The sequence below is a fragment of the Akkermansia massiliensis genome (genome assembly GCF_023516715.1).
In the GTDB taxonomy this organism is placed as follows: Bacteria; Verrucomicrobiota; Verrucomicrobiia; order Verrucomicrobiales; family Akkermansiaceae; genus Akkermansia; species Akkermansia massiliensis.
This window is the reverse complement of sequence record NZ_JAMGSI010000002.1, coordinates 413,783-434,697: the sequence shown is the minus strand read 5'-3', so window position 1 is coordinate 434,697 and position 20,915 is coordinate 413,783. Positions and strand designations below refer to the sequence as shown.

21 protein-coding genes and 1 other RNA gene are annotated in these 20,915 nt (G+C 59.4%); 12 read left to right on the top strand and 10 right to left on the bottom strand.

Annotated elements, in window-relative coordinates; genetic code table 11:
* Positions 1-107 precede the first annotated feature (107 nt).
* The 4 genes from M8N44_RS09565 to M8N44_RS09550 form a co-directional block, all read right to left on the bottom strand.
* The gene (locus M8N44_RS09565) at positions 108-2,615 is read right to left on the bottom strand and encodes a U32 family peptidase (protein WP_102728705.1); all 2,508 of its coding nucleotides are present in this window, start codon (positions 2,613-2,615) and stop codon (positions 108-110) included.
* A gap of 26 nt (positions 2,616-2,641) precedes the next feature.
* Positions 2,642-3,856 (bottom strand): bifunctional folylpolyglutamate synthase/dihydrofolate synthase, encoded by a 1,215-nt coding sequence (locus M8N44_RS09560; RefSeq protein ID WP_102728578.1) that lies wholly within the window; start codon positions 3,854-3,856, stop codon positions 2,642-2,644.
* Positions 3,857-3,922: 66 nt separating this feature from the next.
* An RNA gene (ffs, locus tag M8N44_RS09555) (signal recognition particle sRNA small type) lies at positions 3,923-4,017 on the bottom strand.
* 51 nt (positions 4,018-4,068) lie between these two features.
* Entirely contained in the window at positions 4,069-5,085 is a 1,017-nt protein-coding gene (locus M8N44_RS09550) for a hypothetical protein (RefSeq protein WP_102728579.1), read from the bottom strand.
* A gap of 165 nt (positions 5,086-5,250) precedes the next feature.
* Here M8N44_RS09550 and M8N44_RS09545 point away from each other — a divergent pair, with 165 nt between their 5' ends.
* Positions 5,251-6,672, top strand: coding sequence for a Gfo/Idh/MocA family protein (locus tag M8N44_RS09545; protein WP_102728580.1), 1,422 nt, complete (start codon positions 5,251-5,253; stop codon positions 6,670-6,672).
* A gap of 227 nt (positions 6,673-6,899) precedes the next feature.
* On the opposite strand, the gene M8N44_RS09540 is transcribed toward M8N44_RS09545, so the two are convergent.
* The 6 genes from M8N44_RS09540 to M8N44_RS09515 all read right to left on the bottom strand — a co-directional run bounded on the left by M8N44_RS09540 (position 6,900) and on the right by M8N44_RS09515 (position 13,087).
* Entirely contained in the window at positions 6,900-7,343 is a 444-nt protein-coding gene (locus M8N44_RS09540) for a hypothetical protein (RefSeq protein WP_102727746.1), read from the bottom strand.
* Positions 7,344-7,442: 99 nt separating this feature from the next.
* Positions 7,443-7,820 carry a hypothetical protein gene (locus tag M8N44_RS09535; protein ID WP_102733225.1) on the bottom strand — a complete coding sequence of 126 codons (378 nt, stop codon included), beginning with the start codon at positions 7,818-7,820 and terminating at the stop codon, positions 7,443-7,445.
* A 109-nt stretch (positions 7,821-7,929) separates the two neighbouring features.
* A complete protein-coding gene (locus M8N44_RS09530; RefSeq protein WP_215709439.1) occupies positions 7,930-8,274 on the bottom strand; it encodes a hypothetical protein in 345 nt (114 codons plus the stop codon).
* A 52-nt stretch (positions 8,275-8,326) separates the two neighbouring features.
* Positions 8,327-11,008 carry a DEAD/DEAH box helicase gene (locus tag M8N44_RS09525; protein ID WP_102749278.1) on the bottom strand — a complete coding sequence of 894 codons (2,682 nt, stop codon included), beginning with the start codon at positions 11,006-11,008 and terminating at the stop codon, positions 8,327-8,329.
* A 78-nt stretch (positions 11,009-11,086) separates the two neighbouring features.
* Positions 11,087-12,544 (bottom strand): bifunctional metallophosphatase/5'-nucleotidase, encoded by a 1,458-nt coding sequence (locus tag M8N44_RS09520; protein WP_102721101.1) that lies wholly within the window; start codon positions 12,542-12,544, stop codon positions 11,087-11,089.
* 39 nt (positions 12,545-12,583) lie between these two features.
* A complete protein-coding gene (locus tag M8N44_RS09515; RefSeq protein ID WP_102721102.1) occupies positions 12,584-13,087 on the bottom strand; it encodes a septal ring lytic transglycosylase RlpA family protein in 504 nt (167 codons plus the stop codon).
* Between the two features lie 151 nt (positions 13,088-13,238).
* Here M8N44_RS09515 and M8N44_RS09510 point away from each other — a divergent pair, with 151 nt between their 5' ends.
* The 11 genes from M8N44_RS09510 to map all read left to right on the top strand — a co-directional run bounded on the left by M8N44_RS09510 (position 13,239) and on the right by map (position 20,915).
* The gene (locus tag M8N44_RS09510; RefSeq protein ID WP_180971546.1) at positions 13,239-14,111 is read left to right on the top strand and encodes an NAD(+)/NADH kinase; all 873 of its coding nucleotides are present in this window, start codon (positions 13,239-13,241) and stop codon (positions 14,109-14,111) included.
* 210 nt (positions 14,112-14,321) lie between these two features.
* Positions 14,322-14,549, top strand: coding sequence for a 50S ribosomal protein L24 (gene rplX / locus M8N44_RS09505; RefSeq protein WP_022396872.1), 228 nt, complete (start codon positions 14,322-14,324; stop codon positions 14,547-14,549).
* 65 nt (positions 14,550-14,614) lie between these two features.
* On the top strand, positions 14,615-15,196 hold the full coding sequence (gene rplE / locus M8N44_RS09500; RefSeq protein WP_102728584.1) for a 50S ribosomal protein L5: 582 nt from the start codon (positions 14,615-14,617) through the stop codon (positions 15,194-15,196).
* A 12-nt stretch (positions 15,197-15,208) separates the two neighbouring features.
* The gene (rpsH, locus tag M8N44_RS09495) at positions 15,209-15,610 is read left to right on the top strand and encodes a 30S ribosomal protein S8 (protein WP_022396874.1); all 402 of its coding nucleotides are present in this window, start codon (positions 15,209-15,211) and stop codon (positions 15,608-15,610) included.
* 21 nt (positions 15,611-15,631) lie between these two features.
* Complete coding sequence (rplF, locus tag M8N44_RS09490; protein ID WP_102721103.1) at positions 15,632-16,171, top strand: 50S ribosomal protein L6; 540 nt, start codon at positions 15,632-15,634, stop codon at positions 16,169-16,171.
* Positions 16,172-16,206: 35 nt separating this feature from the next.
* On the top strand, positions 16,207-16,569 hold the full coding sequence (rplR, locus tag M8N44_RS09485) for a 50S ribosomal protein L18 (protein ID WP_102728585.1): 363 nt from the start codon (positions 16,207-16,209) through the stop codon (positions 16,567-16,569).
* 16 nt (positions 16,570-16,585) lie between these two features.
* Positions 16,586-17,257 (top strand): 30S ribosomal protein S5, encoded by a 672-nt coding sequence (gene rpsE, locus M8N44_RS09480; RefSeq protein ID WP_102721104.1) that lies wholly within the window; start codon positions 16,586-16,588, stop codon positions 17,255-17,257.
* A 62-nt stretch (positions 17,258-17,319) separates the two neighbouring features.
* Positions 17,320-17,778: a 50S ribosomal protein L15 gene (rplO, locus tag M8N44_RS09475; protein WP_022396878.1), complete on the top strand. Its 459-nt coding sequence runs from the start codon at positions 17,320-17,322 to the stop codon at positions 17,776-17,778.
* 164 nt (positions 17,779-17,942) lie between these two features.
* Positions 17,943-19,421 carry a preprotein translocase subunit SecY gene (secY, locus tag M8N44_RS09470; RefSeq protein WP_022396880.1) on the top strand — a complete coding sequence of 493 codons (1,479 nt, stop codon included), beginning with the start codon at positions 17,943-17,945 and terminating at the stop codon, positions 19,419-19,421.
* 32 nt (positions 19,422-19,453) lie between these two features.
* Complete coding sequence (locus M8N44_RS09465) at positions 19,454-20,104, top strand: adenylate kinase family protein (protein ID WP_022396881.1); 651 nt, start codon at positions 19,454-19,456, stop codon at positions 20,102-20,104.
* Positions 20,105-20,117: 13 nt separating this feature from the next.
* Complete coding sequence (gene map / locus M8N44_RS09460; RefSeq protein WP_022396882.1) at positions 20,118-20,915, top strand: type I methionyl aminopeptidase; 798 nt, start codon at positions 20,118-20,120, stop codon at positions 20,913-20,915.

Genomic DNA, 20,915 nt, shown 5'->3' with positions numbered 1-20,915 from the left:
AGTCTTCCATTCCCATTGATGCCATCATAAGGCGGTTTTTGCGCCGCTTCAAGGCGCGGGCGGTGCATTCTTTGTCCGCCTTTCTCCTTGCCAGGCCCGGGCTTGCGTTATCTGGGCCGGAGCGTGCCTTCCGTGGTGCCGAGCTGTTCCGCGACGTCCAGTTCCCGGATGAGCCGGGCCGCAGTGCAGGAGCCGTCCAGCAATTCCCGGTAGCGGGATACCAGAAGGCGTGCTTTTTCCGGAGAATCGTCCAGCAGTTCCACGCGGAAGCGGGAAAGGCCCTGATGGCGGAAACCCCGGAAAAAGCCGGCTCCCGTCTGCGCGCGGCCGTTGAACAGGGTGTTCCGGCACCCGGCGTCCGCCAGCAGGGGATGGAGCTGCCCCACGCGGTCCCGCAGCTGCACGTGGTACCGTTCACAGGGGCGGCCGCAGTTCTTATAGCTGGAGCCGTCCGACAGGAAGGTGCAGAACACGCAGTGCTCCATGTGGAACATGGGCATGTGCTGGTGCAGAGTCAGTTCAAACCATTCCGGCGGCGCGGCGCGGAGCAGGTCCTCCACCTGTCCGGCGTTCAGGTCATAGGAAATGGTGAGATAATCCAGGTTCCCCTGTTCCTTCAGGATGGCCGCGCTGTACGGATTGGCGACATTCAGGGAAAAATCCCCGATGCGGTGCAGGGGGGAATGGCGGAAGTACTGCGCCGCGCCCAGGTTGCGGATGAGGACGCCGTCCGGCTCCGCCCGTTCCATGAGCTTGAAGTAACCGGTTTCCGACGGCTTCTGGATGCGGGGCGTCGCCAGAAAGACGGGGATGCTTTTCGTGTGCCGCCGGACCGCTTCCACTCCCGCCGCATAGTCCCGGAGGTCTTCAAAATCCAGATAGACGGCGTCCGCCCCGGCATCCAGAACGGAAGGTATCTGTTCCGGCCTGCGGCACAGCACGGACAGGTGCGGCGGCGCGTCCGGAGTTGCCGCACCCGCCGGAAGCGCGGGAAGGACGAAAGGTTCCGGAAGACGGGTGGGAACGGAGGCTTCCCTCTCCTGCCGGACCGTTTGAATTTGTTCCACGAGGGCGCGCCTTGTCTGGTTGAGGATGCTGAGCGGGAGCATCAGGCCCTCCGGCAGGCGGCATTCGCAGGAAGCCAGGCGGAACCCCGTTCCTCCCAGCCTGCCGAGCTGCTGTTCCAGAACTTCAGGAGTCAGCGGGCGTTTTTCCGCCGTTTGCAGGGGCTGTGTGGACTGCACGGAACACCCGTATTCCGGGCAGGAAACCGTCAGAGGCTCCCCGGCGGATCCGGTGCATGCCAAATGGAGGGGAAGGACGGCCTCCGGCAGGTGCTCCCGCATTTTTTTCAGCTCGGCGTTCAGGGCCGGATCATCCGTTTTCCAGAGCTTCTGCCCCGGCCTGACCTTGCTCCAGTCAATGCCGGAGGCTTTTCCGTGGAAGAAAAGGCGGTTTCTCTGCACTTTCCAGATGCGGCCGCCCTGTTCTTCATTGCGGTCCTCCCCGGCGTCAATGACGAAGCCGTCGCCGGGAGCGAGCGGAACGTTCCCTTCCGGCCTGATGTCCAGCCAGCCCTGGCTGCTGTCCACAATGGTGCCTGCATAGGCGCCGCGCTTCTTGCCGTGGCGGCCGTGGGTCAGGCGCGGGTGGTCCGTGCCGTCCAGCCAGCCGGTGGAAAAGCCGCGTGAAAATACCATTTGCAGTGCATAACGGTCGCGTGCGGTCACCAATTCATCCACGGGTATTCCGGCGCAGGCGGCGTCCAGGGCCTTTCTGTAGGCCGCCGTTACCGCCGCAACGTATTCCGGGCTTTTCAGCCGCCCCTCTATCTTGTAGCTCTTCACGCCCATGCGGACCAGGTCCGGAATGCGGTCAAGGGCGCACAGATCCTGCGGGCTGAGCAGATAGCGCCTTTCTCCCAGCGGAACGGCCTTGCCGTCCACGACCAGGGTATAGGGCAGGCGGCAGGCCTGCGCGCATTCTCCGCGGTTGGCGCTGCGCTGGCCCAGGCTTTCCGACGTGAGGCACTGGCCGGAGTAAGCCACGCAGAGCGCCCCGTGCACAAACACCTCCAGGGGAATATCCGTATGGCGTATGCATTGCCCGATTTCCTCCAGGCTCAATTCCCGCGCCAGCACGGCCTGCTTCAGGTCCAGGAAACCGGCGGCGAATTCCAGGCCGTCCGGGGAGGAAAGCGTCATCTGGGTGGAGGCGTGCAGCTCCAGCTTCATGGCGGGATCCTGCCTTCCCCACTCTGTCAGGCAGCGGGCAAGCCCGATATCCTGCACGATCACGCCGTCCACGCCGGCGGCATTCAAATGGCCCAGGTAGGTGAGGGCGTCCGCCAGCTCGGAGGTGAAAAGGAGCGTGTTCATCGTCACGTACCCCCTCACGCCGTGCGCGTGGAGGAAGCGCATCAGTTCCGGCAGGGAATCCAGCGTAAAATTATTCGCGCGCAAGCGGGCGTTGAAACGGTCCAGGCCAAAATAAATGGCGTCTGCGCCATTGGTTACGGCGGCGCGGGCGCAGTCCATGTCCCCGGCGGGAGCCAGCAATTCGGGGCGCAGGTCTCCGGGCCGGAGAGAGGAAAGGGTCATGTCGTCGGAAATCACGGGGAAAAACAAAAAGGATGGAGGGGTTACTGGGCGGTGCTGCGTTTTTCCGCATGGCGGAGCAACGCTTTCAAATCCCCCAGAAGGAACAGGGAGCCTGCCGCCAGAGCCGGAAGCGGGGAGGCCAGGGCCGCATGCAGCCCGTCCGGAAGGGTGGAATGGATAAAGACGGGGCCGGTTTCCAGTCCGGCCAGCAGGACGGCCAATTCTTCCGCCGGCATGATGCGGGGGGAAGTGCAGGGAACCAGGTGCCATTCTCCGGTGATTTCCCGCAAAACGGGGATCATCTCCCGGATGTGCTTGTCTGCGGATGCGGCAAAAACCAGAGCCGCCTTCCGCCCGGGGAATTCCTCCTTCCATGTGGCCGCGAGCACGCGCGCCGCATGTTCGTTATGGGCGCCGTCCAGCACCAGCGGTGGCGTTTCAAGGCGTTCAAACCTTCCGGGCCACTGCACCTTTGCCAGGGCAGCGGCGGCTGCGGAAGGGGAGGGGAGGGCGTGGAGCTGCCTCATGGTTTCCAGCGCCAGGGCGGCATTTTCCCGCTGATGGGCTCCGGACAGGGATGGCCGGGGCGTTTCCCCGTCCGCCCGGGCGACCGTAAGGGGGGAACGGCGGTCCCGTGCCGTCCGTTCAATGACGGCCATGGCTTCCGGGCTCTGCACGGCGGTCACGGCCGGTTTGCCGGGGGAGATGATGGCCGCCTTTTCCGCGGCGATCTCTTCCAGGGTGTCTCCCAGGTACTGCTGGTGGTCCAGGCCGATGGGGGCCAGCACGGCGATGTCCTTGGGCACGGCGTTGGTGGCGTCCAGCCTGCCGCCCAGGCCCGTTTCCAGAATGATGAAGTTCACGCCGCTTTTGCGGAAGTGGCGCAGGGCGACGGCAAGCGCCAGCTCAAAAAAGGTGGGCGGCTGTTCCCAGCCTTCCGCCAGTTGTTTCAGGAAGAAGATTTCTTCCGCCAGCGCCTCCGGGGGAATCATATTCCCGTTCACGCGGATGCGTTCGGAAAACTCCACCAGATGGGGGGAGGTGAACAGGCCGGTCACATACCCCTGTGCCCTGGCCAGGGCCTCAATCATGGCGCAGGTGGAGCCTTTCCCGTTGGTGCCAGCCACGTGGACCACTGTGGCATCCGTCCGGTCCGCATCGGCTGCCGCCAGCAGCTTCCCGGTATTGTCAAGCCCCAGCTTGATCCCGAAGAATTGGGTGGAAAAAAGCCAGTCAAGGGCGGCGGACACGTTCATGGGCGGTATTCTACCACGGGAAGGCTCCCGTTCAATCCCGGTATGGGAGGGGGCGTCAATAAAATACCGCCGGGAACGGACGCGGCAAACACGAACAAGCTACCGTTGCTACCTCTCGGTCCTGGCGGGGTTTGCCAGTCGTGCCTCCACGGGGTTCCCGGCGGCCCAGACAGTAAACTAGGTTTGCGGTGCAGTGTCAACCTTCAAAGGCATCATCTCCTTCTGGTAAAGGAGAGCAAAATGGAGATCAGCAGAACCACGCCGATGACGGCGGCGGCCGTGAAGAAAATCTCTTCCTCCTGCCTGAGCTGGCTGCGCTCCCCTTCAATTTTCCCGTCCCTGATGCGCTGCAGCCCGTGCAGGACCTTGGCCTGCTCCTCCACGTCCGCCTCCGTCCGCATGACAAGCGTTTCCTCATGGCTGACGGCCTGGTCGTAAGGGGAGATCATGGTGCGGAACTCGGGGTCTTCCGAAAGGATTTCCGTCTCATCATACTCTTCCGCCAGGGGGGAGTTCATGGAATCCCGGAGACTGGCGATCTGTCTGTCCACCTTGTTCTGGAACAGGGCCAGCTCCCTTTTGGCCTTTTCGTAGGCCGCCGTCTGGTCACTCAGCATGGCTTCTCCCTTGCGGGTGATGCGGTCCAGCTCCTGCGGCAGGCTGGCCTGGAGCTTGAGCAGGTCCGCCCGGCTCTCCGTCACCTTGAAATCCTTGCTCTTCGTATTGGACGCCTCCGCGCGCTGGATGCGGTTGATGTCCAGCCGGGTTTCCACCTGGCGTATTTGTTCCTGGAGCCGGTTCCGGGCGTTGTCCAACTGCTGCCTGGTGGTGTCCCGCTTGCCTTTGAGCTCCTCCACGTCCGCGACGCGGCGGTCATATTGTTCCAGGAGATTGGCTATCCGGGCTTCCGCGCTCCGGGCATTGGGCCTTCCCTTCACGGCGGGCACGGACTTTTTCCCGGCGTTTGCCTGGTCGATCTTCTCCATCTGGGCATCCCAATACTTGCGGATGGCCTCTTCCTTCCTCTGGATGGCCGCCTGGAGGCGTGCCGCCTGCTGTTCGTGAAGTTCCGCCGCCTCGTCAAAACGGGCCTGGGCCGCATCCAGCTCCGGATAAGGCTCCTGCTCCATGGCTTTGATGGCTTCATGCCTGGGCACGAGGCCGGTTTGGTAATAATCCCAGCCGTAATAGCCGCCGGCGAGCAACAGGATAAGAAGAAGGTAACGCATAAATTGAAGGTGGTTAGAGGCAGAAGTTTATCTCATAGTGGAAGTTCCGCCGGATTTTGCAAACCTTAAAATCAGCCATCCGGAGCTTTTTTCCTCCGGGACGGGAATGATGATAAATCCGCGGCACGGGAGGCGTAATCTTCCTTGAAGCCATACTTTCAAATCATGTCTATTTTTTCATCACGCAGACAATTTCTCAAATCCCTGGGGCTCGCGGCCGGAGCGGCTGCCGCCGGAAACGTTCTCCCCGGGCAGGCCCTGGAAATCCCTGCCGGGGACAGCCTCTGGAAATCCGGCGCCCAGGCGTCTCCGCGGCCTTCCGGCTCCATGTACATGGGGGGCTTCAAGGCTCCCGGGCTGGCCCGCATCAGGCTTGCCTTCATCGGCGTGGGCGGCCGCGGCTTTTCCCATCTGGCTCAAATGTGCGTGATGGACGGGGTGGAAATCGTGGGCGTATGTGATTTGAAGGAAGACCTGGCCAAGCGCGGCGTGGACCGCGTGCTTTCCAAGATGGGGAAAAGCCCGCTGAGTTATTCCGGCGGGGACACGGAATACCTGACCATGCTGAAGGAGCTGAAACCGGACGCTGTCATCATCAGCACGGACTGGAGTACCCATGCCGGAATCGCCTGCGACAGCATGAAGCACGGCGCGCACGCCTTTGTGGAAGTTCCGCTGGCCGTCTCCCTGGAAGAACTCTGGAATCTGGTGGACACCAGCGAGGCCACCCGGAAGCACTGCATGATGATGGAAAACGTCAACTACGGCCGGGACGAGCTTATGTTCCTGAACATGGTCCGGCAGGGGGTCATCGGCGATCTGCTCCACGGGGAGGCCGCATATATCCACTGCCTGGTGACGCAGTTGGGGGACACGCGCGGGGAAGGGGCCTGGCGGCCTGAATACCATACCCGGATCAACGGAAACCTGTACCCCACCCATGGACTGGGCCCCGTGGCACAGTACATGAACCTGGCGCGCGGAGAAGACCATTTCAGCCGGGTGGCTGCGTTCGCCTCCCCTGCGCTCGGGCGCAATGCCTACGCCAAAAAACACCTTCCCGCGGACCACCGCTGGAACAATACCCCCTTCATCTGCGGGGACATGAACACGGCCATCGTCAAGACGCAACTGGGGCGCACTATTGTCGTCCAACTGGATGAAACGTCCCCCCGGCCCTATTCCCGCGCCAACCTGATCCAGGGAACCGAAGGAACCCTGGCCGGCTTTCCGACCCGGGTGGCGGGTGAAAAGCTGGGCAACGGCAACTATCACGAATGGATTGAAGGCCGGGAGAAGCTGGCCGCCATTTACGAGAAATACGACCATCCGCTCTGGAAACGCATCGGGAATCTGGCTACGAAAATGGGCGGCCACGGCGGCATGGACTTCGTGATGCTTTCCCGCATCGTGGAATGCCTCCGGAACGGAGAGCCGATGGACCAGAATGTTTACGAAGGAGCCGCCTGGTCTTCCCTGCTGCCGTTGACGGCTCATTCCATCGCGCAGGGCGGCATGCCCGTGGAGTTCCCGGACTTTACCCGCGGAGACTGGAAAACCACCGCGCCGCTGGCCGTGGTTTCCTGAGAAGGAAAATAGCAGAAGATGCTGGAAAAGCAGATGTACAGTGTTTGACTCGCAGCCATCATGGAAATGAAGCCTGCGAGTCGCATTCCTGAAAAAAACTACGGCTTATCAGAAAATACAGGCTCTATATTTAACAGGCCAGCGCGCGGAGTCATTCCAGTAAAAAATCCCTCACTATGGAAATAGCGAGGGATTAAAATGAAAACCGGGGCCAGACGGCATTTATCTTATTTTCCGGTTTTTTCCGTCGTCCCCCGTTCCAGTTTTTCCATGAGTTCCTTTTCACTCATGGGTTGGTGATTATTCTTCAATTCCTTTATTTTCTCGCGCGTCTGCCTGTCTTTTGATTTGCCTAATTTCTTATACGCATCAGTCATGTCGAAATAGACCAGCTTAAGATTGTTTACCTTGTTTTCGTCTTCATCATTCGTCAAGCTGACGGTAAGGATGTAGCGGCCTCCAATCATGGTGAATCCTTCACCCAGAACACGGTAACCGTCGTAATGTTTTCTGAGGTATTCATCTCGCGCCGATTCCAGCATGCTGTAATCCTTGACCCCTTTAAGATCAAGCACGGCGGGATTTTTATAGGAACCGGCAGGAAACTGGACGGCCCCGGCGGCCTGTTTTTGTGCTTCGTCCGCTCCAAATGATGGGTTGATGGCCAGCATGGCGCTGCATCCTATGGTCAAAATGGTTATTTTTAATAATATTTTCATCTTCATTGCCCTATGTTATTGTTAATATGTATGGTTATTGTGTTGCCGCCATTATTTGCTGCATCCGTTGTCTCTGCATAATTCCATTCTTCTGGAAAGGGCTTTTTGGTGTAAAAGAAGAATCGCCTTTTCTTTTGCTCTCTCATTCCAGGGCAGGTCTTCCGAGACATCCACGACAACAGTGGCACCCTGATCCAGATTCACGATCTCTGAAACAGTGGAGCCGTCCTTGTGAGTGTAAGTTGCCATGGCAGTCGCATGAACCTTGAATTTCATTGATTTTCCCTTAACCGGTTCAACCAGCTCTGCTGTCGGCTCTGAAATATTTATGAGCTCATAGCCGCATTTTGCTTGTTTGGCATGTGCCGCTCCAACGAGGATGCCCAAAACAAGCGAAAAACAGCACAATATTTTTGGAACCATCATCATATTATCACCTATGAAATTGAAATGATAAATTGTCAATGAAAATTGATAATCCCGGTAGATGTTTTGCCGTTATTCCATCGTAAAGGAATTGGGTGGTAAAAATATTTTTCTAATTCATAATAAATAAATTATAAGCTTTACTGTTAGATAAGGCATTCCTGGAAGCTCGCGAATCAGTTTCCCCGGTGCAACTTTGCATGGCTAATATGGGTGAGACACAATGGACGCGGAATGCACGGTGAAAGATTTCGTCATGGGATTGTTCCAAGGCTGCCGCAAACAGGTGGAATGCCGTGATGGTGTACGCCCCTGTTTTTATGATTTCCGGCAAATTCTCCGGCATGGGCGGCCGGATGCCAAAAACAGGGCTCATCAAGAAAACCGGATTTTCTGACTTTCCCTCGTCAGAGAGGAAAAAATGCGTATTAATGCATTTTTCTGTTCCCTTTCTCATCTCCCCGTTGAATTGATTTTCATCAACCGCTCCTTCAGGAGATGAAATTGGTTCAGCTCTTGCAAAGAACGTCCTTAAGTTCTTCTGCGCTCATGTTCATGAGCCACTGTTCCGGACCGCCGGAGAACAGGTCGTCCGCCATGCGGCGCTTTTCCGTCAGCATGGCGTCAATGCGGTCCTCAATGGTGCCGCGGCAGATCAGGCGGTGCACCAGCACGTTCCGGTGCTGGCCGATGCGGTAGGCCCGGTCCGTCGCCTGGTTTTCCACGGCGGGGTTCCACCAGCGGTCCACATGGATGACGTGGGAGGCCTGGGTCAGAGTCAGTCCGGTCCCGGCGGCCTTCAGGGACAGGATGCAGAAGGGAGGCCCGGATTCCTTCTGGAAGGCGGTGACGATGCCCTGGCGTTCCGGAATGGGCGTGCCTCCGTGCAGGGTAAGCCCGGAACGGCCGAAGACCCCGGAAAGCAAGTCGTGCAGATGGGGAATGATGGAACGGAACTGCGTGAAGAGGATGGCTTTTTCCTGCCGGGCGGCGATGGAGGCGCACAATTCCTGAAGACGCAGGAACTTTCCGGAGCGTTCCGGGGCGTAGTCGTCCGTGCCCTGGAACTGCGCCGGATGGTTGCAGATTTGCTTGAGGCGCGCCAGGACGGGCAGGATCAGCATGAGGCGGGCGGCCGGGTCCGGTTCGTCCAGCATGGCGTGCAGCGTATCTATCTGCGTCTGGTACAGGGCGGCCTGTTCCGGCGTGAGGGGGCAGTAGGCGGGTATTTCCGTCTTGTCCGGCAGGTCGGGGACCAGGGCTGGATCCGTCTTCATCCTGCGCAGGATGAAAGGGCGCACCAGGCGGCGCAGCGGGGCATAGCCTCGTTCCAGGGAGCGGGTGAAGGCTTCAAAGCTTTTTCTGCCGCCAAGCAGGCCCGGATTCAGGAATTCCATCAGGCTCCATAATTCATTCAGGTTGTTTTCCACCGGCGTGCCGGACAGGGCGGCGCGCCTCTCCCCGTGCAGGGAGCGGATGGCGCGGGAACGTGCGGAACCTGCGTTTTTAATGGCCTGGGCTTCATCCAGAATGATGGCCGGGAAATGCAGCCCGGCCAGCGCAGGCGCGCGCGCGGCCATGCCGTAGGTAGTAATGACGGCGTGGCAGCCTTCCCGGCGCGGTATTTCCTCCGGCTGCCATGAATCCGGGGCGGAGGGGTGCATGATGCGCAGGGCGAGCTCCGGCGCGAAGCGTTCCGCTTCCTCCTTCCAGTTGGACAGGAGGGACGCCGGGGCCACGATCAGGGCCGGGAGGCCTTCCAGCCGGCCTTCCCTCCGCAGCGCATCCAGCCATGCGATGACCTGAAGGGTTTTCCCCAGCCCCATGTCGTCCGCCAGGCAGGCGCCGAAGCCCCGTTCCGTAACCCGGTACAGGAAGGAAAAGCCCTCTTTCTGGTAAGGGCGCATCAGTGCGTTCAACCGGGGCGCAAGCTCCGGCACGGAGACGGAAACCTCCCCCGCCAGGATATCCAGGGCCTGCCGGAGATCCCGGCCCGGTTCCACCACGCAGTCTTCATCCGGTTCCGGGAGTTGCGCAAGCTGGTCGGAAGGGCCGTTGACCAGCAGCCTCAGCCCCTGAACCAGGGGAATGCCCAGGGAACTCATCATGCGCGCCGCCTTGGTCCACCGGTCCATCAGGTCCCGGACTTTTTGAGCGTCCACGCGCACCCATTCCCCCTTGAAGCGTATCAGGCCGTCTCCGTTGCTGAGCAGTTCCTCCAGTTCCTCCGGGGCCAGGTCCCTGCCTCCCAGCGTGGCGGCTACGGAAAACCGCAGCAGGCTGTGGACGGAAAGCCCGGAGGAATGAGCCGTTTTTTCACTGCCGGGAGCGTCCGCCGTGACTTTTACCTGTAATTTGGGAGGGGATTTTCTCCACAGGTTCACCATGCGCACGATGATGCCTGCATGTTCATAGGCTGGCGTGTCCTGTAAAAAGTCCCGGGCTTCCGCAGCGCTCCAGGCCAGCGGGGCGTAAATCTTTCCATTGTCCAGCAGTCGCTGCAGCAGGGAGCTTTCCCGTGCCGCTTCCTTCAAGGGCTGGAGCACGGCCAGCAGGGCAGTGTAGTTCCCTTCATGAAGTTTCAGGGCGGTGGAAAGGGGAAGGTGGCGCACCTGGTTGTCCGCCGCGCTTTGATGCGCAAAGGTAGCCATGAAGGCAAAGGGCCGGGAGCCCGTGGCGTCATCCCGGTTTTCCGCAAGGTGGAAGAATACCTTCCCAATCTGGTTCCAGGGGGCGCCCAGCCCGTTCAGCCACGCGGCGGGAGTGATGCCGCGGGCGCCGACTTCCTTTTTCACCAGCCTCCGGAAATCCTCAAGCCATCCGGCGATGACGCCTGGAGTGACGTATTCCGCCCCCGGCACGGGAGGGAACTGTTCCGCCAGGGCCGCTCTTTCCGCCGTGGAGGCCAGCAGGTGGTCCAGGACGGTGTCCACCTCATCCGGCCTTTCCGCGGCGGCGTGCGCCATGCGGGTGAGCGCCTGGCGCGCCATGTTCTTGATAAAAAAGGCGCCCGGGTCAGGCGCGGTTTCCCAGTTGGAGACCGCGAGGGCATATAATCCGTTTCCGGCCCCCTCTTCAAACAGGCGGTCGAAGGGGGGCGTGTCCGTCACCGGCGCTCCGGATGGAAGGATGCGGAAACCGCTGAAGTTCCGTTCCTCTTCCGGCGCTGCGTGATGGGATTCCGGCTGCATGGCTGGAAGGAATGTAGCATGGCCGCCCAGCTTGTTCAATCCATCCCGCCGCCCTGCGGCATGCGGTTCCCGTGCCGCTTACAGGGCGAACGTCGTATCTTTGATGATGGGCAGTTTGGGCGGCGGCGGATTGAAAAGCTCCTTGATTTGTTTCAGATATTCGATCAGGGCTGAACGGACGCTTATTCCCGTCGGTTTGCCGTTTCCCTTTTGAGGGAATTTGAAATTGTTGCACAGGTAGTCGCCCATCGCGACAGTGTAAATGACGCCGTTTTTCAAGGTGCTGGTGATGCTTGGCGTAACGCCGTCCATAATCTGGTAGGAAAAGCCGGAGCAGTAAACTTCCAGAATGCCTCCTTCGTCATCGGACGGGGACATGAATTTGGACAGAATCAGTTGTTCAATGTCCGCCTTGCTCATGGAGCAGGTGACGACCTTTTCCCGGAAGGGCTCCATTTCATAAATATCCTTGATCTTGATGGGGCCCTTGCAGAGATGGCTTCTGGCCCGTACGCCGCCGCAGTTGTAAATGGCAATGTCCGAATGGGAGGCCTGCTGGATGGCTTTGCAGAAAAAGGTGCCTACGGTGACGTGCGTGATATCCTCCCCGGCGACGCCCACCTGCTGGTTGAAGAACGGGTTTCCGGTGAACTGCTGGACAATCTTCTCTACTTCCGGGTCGCTGGGAATCCTTTCGTCCAGGGAAACGGCCTTCGTGGACTTGGAAAGGATGGAGGCGGGTTTTTCCGTGGAGAAGGTGATTTCCGTAACGCCTGCATGGCTCAGTCTGTGGCCCGTGTGGCTGAGCAGCGTTCCGGTTCTGAGATGGCCGTGCGGAAGCATCACATGAGTATGGCCACCCAGAATGACGTCGATATTCGGAGAATACTTCATCATTTTCAGATCGTGGTCGTATCCCAGGTGGCTGAGGATGACATTGATGGTGTTATGGTGCAGGCGGAACCTGTCCGTGATGCCCTTGTAATCCTCTTCATCCGGCAGTTTCCATGAAATGCCGCTCATCCTGCGGACGTCCGTGGTCTGTAGGTCCACCAGGCCGATGAACCCTATGGAAATCGGCGTGCCCTTGATGGGGATGCTGGCATACGGGGAAAAACAATTTTCCAGCGTGGGGGAGGGATTGACGTTGGTAACGACAAACTTGGTGCCGGGCATCCCCTTAATGTGGTCCCGCAGGGCTTCCTGCCCGTAATCCAGGTCATGGTTCCCGATGGTCACGATGTCGTACTTAAGCTTGTTCATCAGGACAGTCAGGGGTTCGCCCCGTTTTTCCCAGTCGTCCACATAGGGGTTGCCCATGAAATAATCTCCGGAATCCACCAGCAGCACGTGCGGGTATTTGGCGCGGTACTGTTTTACCAGCGTGGCCAGTTTGGGGAATTTTTCCAGATTGCCGTGCATATCGCTGGTGGAAATGATGATCAGCGTTTTGTGGGGATCCGATTTGAGCTTCTGAGCCAGGGTGAACGGGCACAGGCATGCCAGGCCGGCAAGGAGAATGCGGGGCGGAATCATGGATGGAGAAAGTAGAGATACGGGAAATGATAAAAGGGATTAACGGGCGAAAACCTCGTACGGGCCGTCACCCACTGAAATGACTTCCAGACGGACCTTGGATACGCCGCGGCTGTGCAGGCCGATGCGGCTTGCGGCGGACGCGGTCAGGTCTATCAGGCGGTTGCTGTGAAAGGGGCCTCGGTTGTTGATCCTGACGACGGCTGATTTGCCCGTGGCCAGGCAGGTGACTTTCACCTTGCACGGCATCGGCAGGGTTTTGTGGGCCGCCGTCATGGACCGCTGGGGATTGATGTACTCTCCGGAGGATGTCTTCATGCTGCGTCCTTTCCCGCCATACCAGGAGGCATAGCCGGTTTCACTGTATTGCAGGGCGTCTGCGACGCTCATGGGAGTATATCTTTTCCCCCTCACCCGGTAGGGCGCATTTTTTACATGCGCCTCTGTCGCCTGTACGGCCGGGGCCGTTTTCTGGCCGCACTTCTCCGTAGTGGAACAGCCCGGCATCAGAAAAAGCAGCAGGACGGGGAGGGACCAATTCACGCTTTTTATCTTTAACACATGTTTATAATCTTGTATAACAAAAAAGAAACAGGAATTGAAATTTAATGGATAGGGATGCCCGGAAGGAATCTTTCCCCCTGCCGTGGTTTACCAGTTGAGCGGCGCGGGAAAATGCAGTATGCTTGCCCGCATGAATCCTTCCAAGGTAATCGGCCTGGTCGCGTTGGCGGAAAAACCGGGACTGGGGGAAGCGCTGCGCATCATGCGCCGCGAGCTTTCCCGCCACGGGCTGGGGTCCTGCGTCATTGAGACGCCGGATGCCCTGGAACAGGCCATTGTCCGGTGTAGCATGCTGGTAACCTTCGGCGGGGACGGCACCATGCTGACCGTCTCCTCTCTGGCGGCTGCGCACCACGTGCCCCTGGCGGGCGTGAACCTGGGACGCCTGGGATTCATGACCACCTGTTCCGTACAGGAGCTGCCGCTGCTGGCGTACGCCCTCCAGGAGGGTTCCTTCCTGACGGACGAGCGCTCCATGCTGGAGGTGGTCCGGATGGGCGTGGACGGTGTCGCAGTCCCTCCCCGCAAGCTGGCGCTGAATGAAGTCTCCCTCATCCGCGCCCAGTCCGGCAAGATGGTGGACCTGGATGCCGAGATAGACGGAGAACTGCTGAACCGCTACCATGCGGACGGCGTTCTGGTCTCCACCCCCACCGGCTCCACGGCGTACTCCCTTTCCGCCGGAGGGCCGCTGGTATGGCCCATGTCCCGCGTGGTGTGCGTCACCCCCATCTGCCCGCACAGCCTGACCAACCGTTCCGTGGTGCTTCCGGACACCATGACCATACGCCTGCGGCCCCGCGAGCGCCGCGGCCGCTTTGATTCCATGGTTTATTCCCTGGACGGCCGTTCCGCCTATCCCATTGAAGTGGGAGAAAGCCTCGTGATCCGGAAAGCTCCGGAAACCCTCTCCCTGGTTCATCTCCGCAAACAGAACTTCGGCGCTCTCTTGAGGGCCAAGCTGCGCTGGCAGGGAGCGGAGATTCCTACGGATGATGAATAAAACCGTTCCGGCGGTTCGGAAACCGGGCCCGGTGTCTTTTGCAGGCCGGGGCGCTTCTCCATTGATCGTTCCACATTGGCGCAGGGGCGGTAAAACGATTTTTTTAGGATGCGGGCTTGACGAAAAGGCCTATCCTATAATACTCTTCCTGCCCTACCACCAAGGGGGTGGTAGATCTTAATCGCATAAACGCGTAAGAAATAGTCATATATGAAGACCCACGTGAAAAAAGGTGATGAAGTAGAAATCATCGCCGGACGTAACCACAAGGGCAAGCGCGGCACCGTTCTCGCCGTGAATGCTTCCAAAGGTACTGTCATCGTAGAAGGCGTCCGCACCCTGAAAAAGGCTGTGCGCCCGACGGAACAGAACCCGGAAGGCGGCATTCAGGAGATTAACGGCCCGATTCACATCTCCAACGTGAAAAAAGTAGGCTAGGCCTCCGGCCTGACCCTGCGCTTAAGCCACATAAATCATTAATAAAGAGCTGACCCGCTAAAACAATGAGTACACCAACACTGCAAACATACTACCGTGAAAAGGTCGTTCCCGGCCTTCAAGCGAAGCATGCATACAAGAACGTGCATCAGATTCCCCGCCTGGAGAAGATCGTTGTCACCTCCTGCATGGGCAAGCACCCGGACCGCAAACAGGCCGTGGAAGATGCCGTCAATGAAATCGCTAAAATTACCGGACAAAAGCCGTCCGTCACCTTCGCCCGCAAGAGCGTGGCCAACTTCAAGGTGCGTGAAGGCGAACCTCTGGGAGCCCGCGTAACGCTGCGCGGCACCCGCATGTGGGAATTCCTGGACCGCTTCATCAACGTGACGGCTCCGAACATCCGCGACTTCCGCGGCCTTCCCTACAAGTCCTTTGACGGCAACGGGAACTATGCCATCGGTATCTCCGACCAGTCCATCTTCCCCGAAATCGAACTTGACCAGATCAAGCGTCAGATCGGCTTCGACATCATTTTCGTGACTTCCGCTCCTACGGACGATGAAGGCCGCGACCTGCTTCGCGGTCTGGGCGTTCCCATGCGTGAACCGAAGAAGGCCGAAGAAACTCAAACCGCTAACGCCTAACTATTTCTTACCATGGCCGTATTAAGTGACCCCATTTCCGACTTCCTCACCCGCCTGAAAAACGCCAGCCTGGCCGGCAACGAGGAATTTACCGCTCCCTGCTCCAACATCAAGGTGGAAATCGCCCGGATTCTGCAGGAAGAAGGCTACATCTGGAACTATGAAGTGACCGGTGAAGGAACCAAGAAGCAAATCAAGGTGAAGACCAAATTTACCCCCCAGGGCAAGCCGGTCGTCACCGACGTGAAGCGCAGCTCCAAGCCGGGCCGCCGCCAGTACGTTTCTTCCGAGGACATTCCCCGCGTTCTCAGTGGGCTTGGCATTGCCATCGTCTCCACCTCCCGTGGTGTGATGACCGGTGCGCAGGCGCGCAAGCAGAGCATCGGCGGCGAACTTCTCGCCCTTGTATGGTAACCATTAACATTTCCTAAACATATGTCCCGAGTTGGTAAAAAATCCATCACATTGCCGGACAAGGTAACGGTAAAGGTTAACGGCTCTTCCGTTCAGGTGGAAGGCCCCAAAGGCAAGCTTTCCTGGACGCTTCCGGAAGGCATCACCGCCTCCGTTGAAGGCAATCAGCTTTCCGTTGACCGCGCTGGCGAAAGCCGCCAGCTTCGCGCCCTGCACGGCACGAACCGTTCCCTGTTGAACAACATGGTCATCGGCGTTTCCGAAGGCTTCGTCAAAAACCTTGAAATCGTCGGCGTCGGTTTCCGCGCCGCCGTGAAGGGCAACATCCTGGACCTGAACCTGGGCAAGTCCCATCCGATCAACCAGGTAATTCCCGAAGGCCTCAAGGTGACCGTGACCGAAAACACGAAAGTGACGGTCGAAGGCATCGACAAGCAGGTCGTAGGCCAGTTTGCCGCTGAAGTCCGTGCGTACTATCCCCCGGAACCCTACAAGGGCAAGGGCGTGCGCTTCGCCGGTGAAGTTATCCGCCGCAAGGAAGGCAAGAGCGTCGGTAAGTAATTCAGGTAATAACTATTACAACATATTTATACACGATGAGTACTATCAATCGCAAAGCCATCCGCGCCAAGGTTCGCCGCCGCATCCGCAGAAAGCTCTCCGGAACGGCTTCCCGCCCCCGCCTGGCTGTCTATTTCTCCAACCGTCACGTCTATGCCCAGATCATCGACGACACGGTGGGCAAGACCATCTGCTCCGCTTCCACGGCCGATGCCTCCATCGCCGATCCTTCCAAGCTCGCCAACCGCGCCTCTGCCACCAAGGTAGGCAACCTGATTGGTGAACGTGCGAAGGCCGCCAATGTCACTGAAGTCGTCTTCGACCGCGGTGGCTTCAAGTTCTGCGGCAAGGTGAAGGCCCTGGCCGATGCCGCCCGCGAAACTGGTTTGAAATTCTAATTGAAAGATTCCCTAAATGAATAACGAAACGGAAAACACTGCTCCTGCTACGGAAGCCGCCGCTCCCGCTCAAGCGCAGCAACCCGCACAGGGCGGCCGCGACTTCCGCGGTCCCCGCGGACCCCGCCGTGACGGCCAGAATGGCCGCGGACCCCGTGGTCCCCGCCGTGACGGACGCCGTGGCCCCCAGGCTGAAGCTCCCGTGGAAGAAGGCCCCCAGCTCGCTGAAAAGGTTGTGTTCATCAACCGTTGCGCCAAGGTCGTCAAGGGCGGCCGCCGCTTCTCCTTCTCCGCCCTCGTCGTGAGCGGCGACATGGAAGGCCGCGTAGGCTTCGGCTTCGGCAAGGCCAATGAAGTGGCAGACGCCATCCGCAAGGCTACGGAAGCCGCCAAGCGCCAGCTTCGCCCGGTCTCCATCGCCAACGGCACGATTCCGCATGAAGTCTACTCCGAATTCGGCGGCGGCAAGGTGCTCCTGAAGCCCGCCTCCCCCGGTACCGGCCTCATTGCCGGCAACACCATCCGTGCCGTGCTGGAAGCAGCCGGCGTGCGTGACATCGTTGCCAAATCCCTCGGTTCCTCCAACCATGCCAACGTGGTGAAGGCTACCCTGCAGGCTCTCGCTTCCCTGCGCACGAGCGACCAGGTTCTTGCCGACCGCGGCAAGAAGAAGGAAAAGGCCATCTAATCTGACCAGGAGGCGGTCGCCCCGTGCCGCCGCCTCCACGAAATCCAACCATTGTAAATAACATGTTACAGCTTCATACGATTAAGCCCAATCCGGGAGCCAAGCACCGCAGGAAGCGCCTCGGCAACGGGGAAAGCTCCGGTCTCGGCAAGACCTGCGGCAAAGGCAACAAGGGCCAGAAGGCCCGTTCCGGCGGCTCCATCCGCCCGGGATTTGAAGGCGGCCAGATGCCCCTTCACCGCCGTCTGCCCAAGAAGGGGTTCAACAACACCCGCTTCCAGGACAAAATCCTCATCGTCAACCTCTCCCAGCTCGAACGCGTGTTTGAAGCCGGCGCTACGGTTGATGAAAACACCCTGCGTGCAGCCAAGCTCGTTCAAGGTCCCTGTGACGCCGTGAAACTTCTCGGCAACGGCACCCTGACCAAAAGCCTGAACGTAGTCGTGGACTTCGTGAGCGCCAGCGCCCGCGAAAAGGTGACTCAGGCCGGTGGCACCGTCACCGTGCTCAGCGAAGCCTAATCACATTTGGCGAACCGGGTCATGCAGCTTGACCCGGTTCGCATCATTGTGTTTACTGTTGCGGTCCCCATGGATGCCCCGGGTACAAGCCGCCGTGACATGCAAGCCAAGCTGCGCGACAACTTCTATATTACAGGACCATGATATCCGCATTTGCAAACTCCATGAAAGTACCGGAGCTCAGGCACCGGATTTTGTTCACACTGGCGATGATCGTCGTCGTCCGCCTGGGGGTACAGATACCCCTGCCGGGCATTGACGTCATGGAGCTGCAGAAAGTGATTGAAGCCTCCGCGAATGCCAGCGGCCCCGGCGCGGGCCTGGCTACCGTGCTGACCATCTTTTCCGGCGGCGGCCTGCAGCAGTGCGGCATTTTTGCGCTGGGCATCATGCCCTACATCTCCGCTTCCATCATGACCCAGCTCCTTTCCGCGGTGGTTCCCCAGTGGGCCAAGATGGTGCGGGAAGAGGGAGGCCGCCAGAAGATGACCAAATGGACGCGCGCCATTGCCATCGTCATCGCCATTGTGCAGGGCTGGTTCCTGGTCGGTACATTGGAACATCCGGACCGTTTGAAAGCCGTGGGCCTCAACATCCCTCCGGACTGCCAGCTCGTCATTGACCCAGGCATGCAGTTTGCCCTGATGACGGTGCTCATCATGGTGGCGGGCACCATGTTCCTGATGTGGATAGGCGACCAGATTACGGAGCGCGGCGTCGGCAACGGCGTCTCCCTCATTATTTCCGTCAACATTATCCATGCCCTTCCGGGCGCGGTGACCCTGGCCTGGAAAACGCTGGTGTACAAGGACGGCGCGGTTGTCCCGATGGGCGCCATGCTGCTCGTGGCCCTGATCGCCTTCCTGATTATCGTGGTGGCGCTCGTCGTCACGGTAACGCAGGCCCAGCGGCGCATACCCGTGCAATACGCCAAACGGGTCATGGGCAATAAAATGTTCAACGGCGCCACTCAGTACCTGCCGCTCAAGCTCAACTACTCCGGCGTGATGCCCGTCATCTTCGCCACGGCCATCCTGTCCCTTCCGCAGGTGCTCTTCTCCCAGATCGCCCACTACAACACCACGCTGCAGTGGATCGCCACCAAGATGAATGACTGGATGAACCCCGCTTCCTCCGGCTACTACATCATTTCCGGCCTCATGATCTTCTTCTTCTCCTACTTCTGGGTGGCTACCATGTTCCAGCCCTCCCAGATCGCGGAAGACCTGAAGCGCAACGGCGGCTACATCCCCGGCATCCGCCCCGGACCTCCCACCGCCCTTTTCCTGGACCAGACCATGCAGAGGCTGACCTTTGCCGGTTCCGCATTCCTGACCCTCATCTACTTCCTGCCTTCCCTGCTGAACATCGGGGGCAGCATCCCCTACCTGGTCACCCAATTCTTCGGGGGCACCAGCCTTCTGATTCTGGTCGGCGTGCTGCTTGACATGATGCGCCAGGTGGAAACCACTCTTCTCTCCCGCAACTACGATGGCTTCCTGAAAAAAGGCAAGCTCAAGGGCAAATACGGTCACATCCAGGGTACCGGAGCCGCCGCAGGCAGCCGCACGGTCACCGTCATGTGGGTCGTCATCGCCCTGCTGGTGCTGGCTGGTGCCATCGCCTACAATGCCATGCAGTAAGGAACGCCATTCCCTCTTCCGAAAGTAAAGACATGAAGGATCTCAAGCATTTCATCCTGGTTGGGCCTCCCGCATCCGGCAAAGGAACCCAGGGCCGGTTTCTGGCTGATACTTTCAACCTGAACTCCCTGAGCACCGGCTCCCTGCTGCGGCGGGAAGTGGAATCCTGCACGGAGCTGGGACGGAAAGCCCTGGGCTATATGGACAAGGCCATGCTGGTTCCGGACGAGATCGTCAACGACATGGTGCGCGGCTGGCTTTCGGAAATGGACAATGACGCATGGCTGCTGGACGGCTATCCCCGCACGGTTGCGCAGGCGGAAGCCCTGGACCATTTCCTGACCCAGCGCGGAACCTCCGTGGACGTGGTCGTCTGGATGGACGTAGCCCGGGAACTCATTGAACAGCGCATCATGCACCGCCGGGAATGCTCCACGTGCGGCCATGTGGTGCAGACATCGGAAGAGGAATGCTCCAAATGCGGAGGCAAAATGGTCTCCCGCAAGGATGACAACATGGAGGCCTTCGCCCGCCGCTGGAAAGACTTTGAAGCCATGACGCTGCCCGTAGCCAGGTACTACGAAGCCCGCGGCCTGGTGGTTAAAATGACGGTAACCGAGGAACGGGAACCTGCCGAGGTTTCCCGCGACCTGGCCCGCAAGCTGGAAGAATACCGGCAATAGAAAGACGAATTCCATGGCAGAACGAATCCACATCAAGTCTCCCGGCGAGGTTGCCAAAATGCAAAAGGCCGGAGCTGTAACGGCGGAAATCTTGATGGAGATCGGAGCCGAGGTCCAGGCGGGCCGCACCACGCGGGAAATAGACGACATCGCGCGTGAAATCTTCAAGAAGCACAAGGTAGGCAACTCCTTCTACCAGTACCGCGGGTTCCCCGGCCAGCTCTGCATTTCCATCAATGAGGAAGTGGTGCACGGCAGCGGCGGTCCGCGCCGCATCCAGAACGGGGACATCGTGAGCCTGGACGTGGGTGCCATTGTGGACGGCTGGCATGGAGACAACGCCATGACCGTGCCCGTGGGCATGGTGGACCCGGAAAAGCTGCGCCTGCTGGCCGTGACGGAGGAATCCCTGTTCCGTGCCATTGAACTGGTGAGGCCCGGCGCGCTGCTGGCGGACGTCTGCGCGGCTGTGGAGGGCTTTGTGCGTCCCCGCGGGTACACCGTGGTCAGGGACTTTGTAGGCCATGGCATAGGCCGCCATCTGCATGAAGAGCCCCAGGTTCCCAACTACCGCCCCCATTACAAGCTTCCGCGCCTGAAAAAGGGCATGGCGCTGGCTATCGAACCGATGGTGAACGCCGGCAGGCCTTCCGTCAAGATTCTGGATGACGGCTGGACGGTCGTCACGGCGGACGGCAAGCCATCCGCCCACTTTGAACACACGGTCATCGTGACGGACGGGGCTCCCCTGATTGTGACGGAGCGCCCCCGCATCGCGTTGCCGGAGCAGCTCGGCATCGCCCCTTTGTAA

Coding starts and splice junctions, on each gene's coding strand:
- M8N44_RS09560 (WP_102728578.1), bottom strand. CDS start 3,856: ATGAACGTGTCCGCCGCCCTTGACTGGCTTTTTTCCACCCAATTCTTC.
- M8N44_RS09540 (WP_102727746.1), bottom strand. CDS start 7,343: ATGCTGGCCATCAACCCATCATTTGGAGCGGACGAAGCACAAAAACAG.
- rplR (WP_102728585.1), top strand. CDS start 16,207: ATGAGTACTATCAATCGCAAAGCCATCCGCGCCAAGGTTCGCCGCCGC.
- M8N44_RS09545 (WP_102728580.1), top strand. CDS start 5,251: ATGTCTATTTTTTCATCACGCAGACAATTTCTCAAATCCCTGGGGCTC.
- M8N44_RS09535 (WP_102733225.1), bottom strand. CDS start 7,820: ATGATGATGGTTCCAAAAATATTGTGCTGTTTTTCGCTTGTTTTGGGC.
- secY (WP_022396880.1), top strand. CDS start 17,943: ATGAAAGTACCGGAGCTCAGGCACCGGATTTTGTTCACACTGGCGATG.
- M8N44_RS09510 (WP_180971546.1), top strand. CDS start 13,239: ATGAATCCTTCCAAGGTAATCGGCCTGGTCGCGTTGGCGGAAAAACCG.
- M8N44_RS09530 (WP_215709439.1), bottom strand. CDS start 8,274: ATGAGAAAGGGAACAGAAAAATGCATTAATACGCATTTTTTCCTCTCT.
- rplF (WP_102721103.1), top strand. CDS start 15,632: ATGTCCCGAGTTGGTAAAAAATCCATCACATTGCCGGACAAGGTAACG.
- rplO (WP_022396878.1), top strand. CDS start 17,320: ATGTTACAGCTTCATACGATTAAGCCCAATCCGGGAGCCAAGCACCGC.
- rplX (WP_022396872.1), top strand. CDS start 14,322: ATGAAGACCCACGTGAAAAAAGGTGATGAAGTAGAAATCATCGCCGGA.
- M8N44_RS09525 (WP_102749278.1), bottom strand. CDS start 11,008: ATGCAGCCGGAATCCCATCACGCAGCGCCGGAAGAGGAACGGAACTTC.
- M8N44_RS09550 (WP_102728579.1), bottom strand. CDS start 5,085: ATGCGTTACCTTCTTCTTATCCTGTTGCTCGCCGGCGGCTATTACGGC.
- M8N44_RS09465 (WP_022396881.1), top strand. CDS start 19,454: ATGAAGGATCTCAAGCATTTCATCCTGGTTGGGCCTCCCGCATCCGGC.
- rpsH (WP_022396874.1), top strand. CDS start 15,209: ATGGCCGTATTAAGTGACCCCATTTCCGACTTCCTCACCCGCCTGAAA.
- rplE (WP_102728584.1), top strand. CDS start 14,615: ATGAGTACACCAACACTGCAAACATACTACCGTGAAAAGGTCGTTCCC.
- map (WP_022396882.1), top strand. CDS start 20,118: ATGGCAGAACGAATCCACATCAAGTCTCCCGGCGAGGTTGCCAAAATG.
- rpsE (WP_102721104.1), top strand. CDS start 16,586: ATGAATAACGAAACGGAAAACACTGCTCCTGCTACGGAAGCCGCCGCT.
- M8N44_RS09520 (WP_102721101.1), bottom strand. CDS start 12,544: ATGATTCCGCCCCGCATTCTCCTTGCCGGCCTGGCATGCCTGTGCCCG.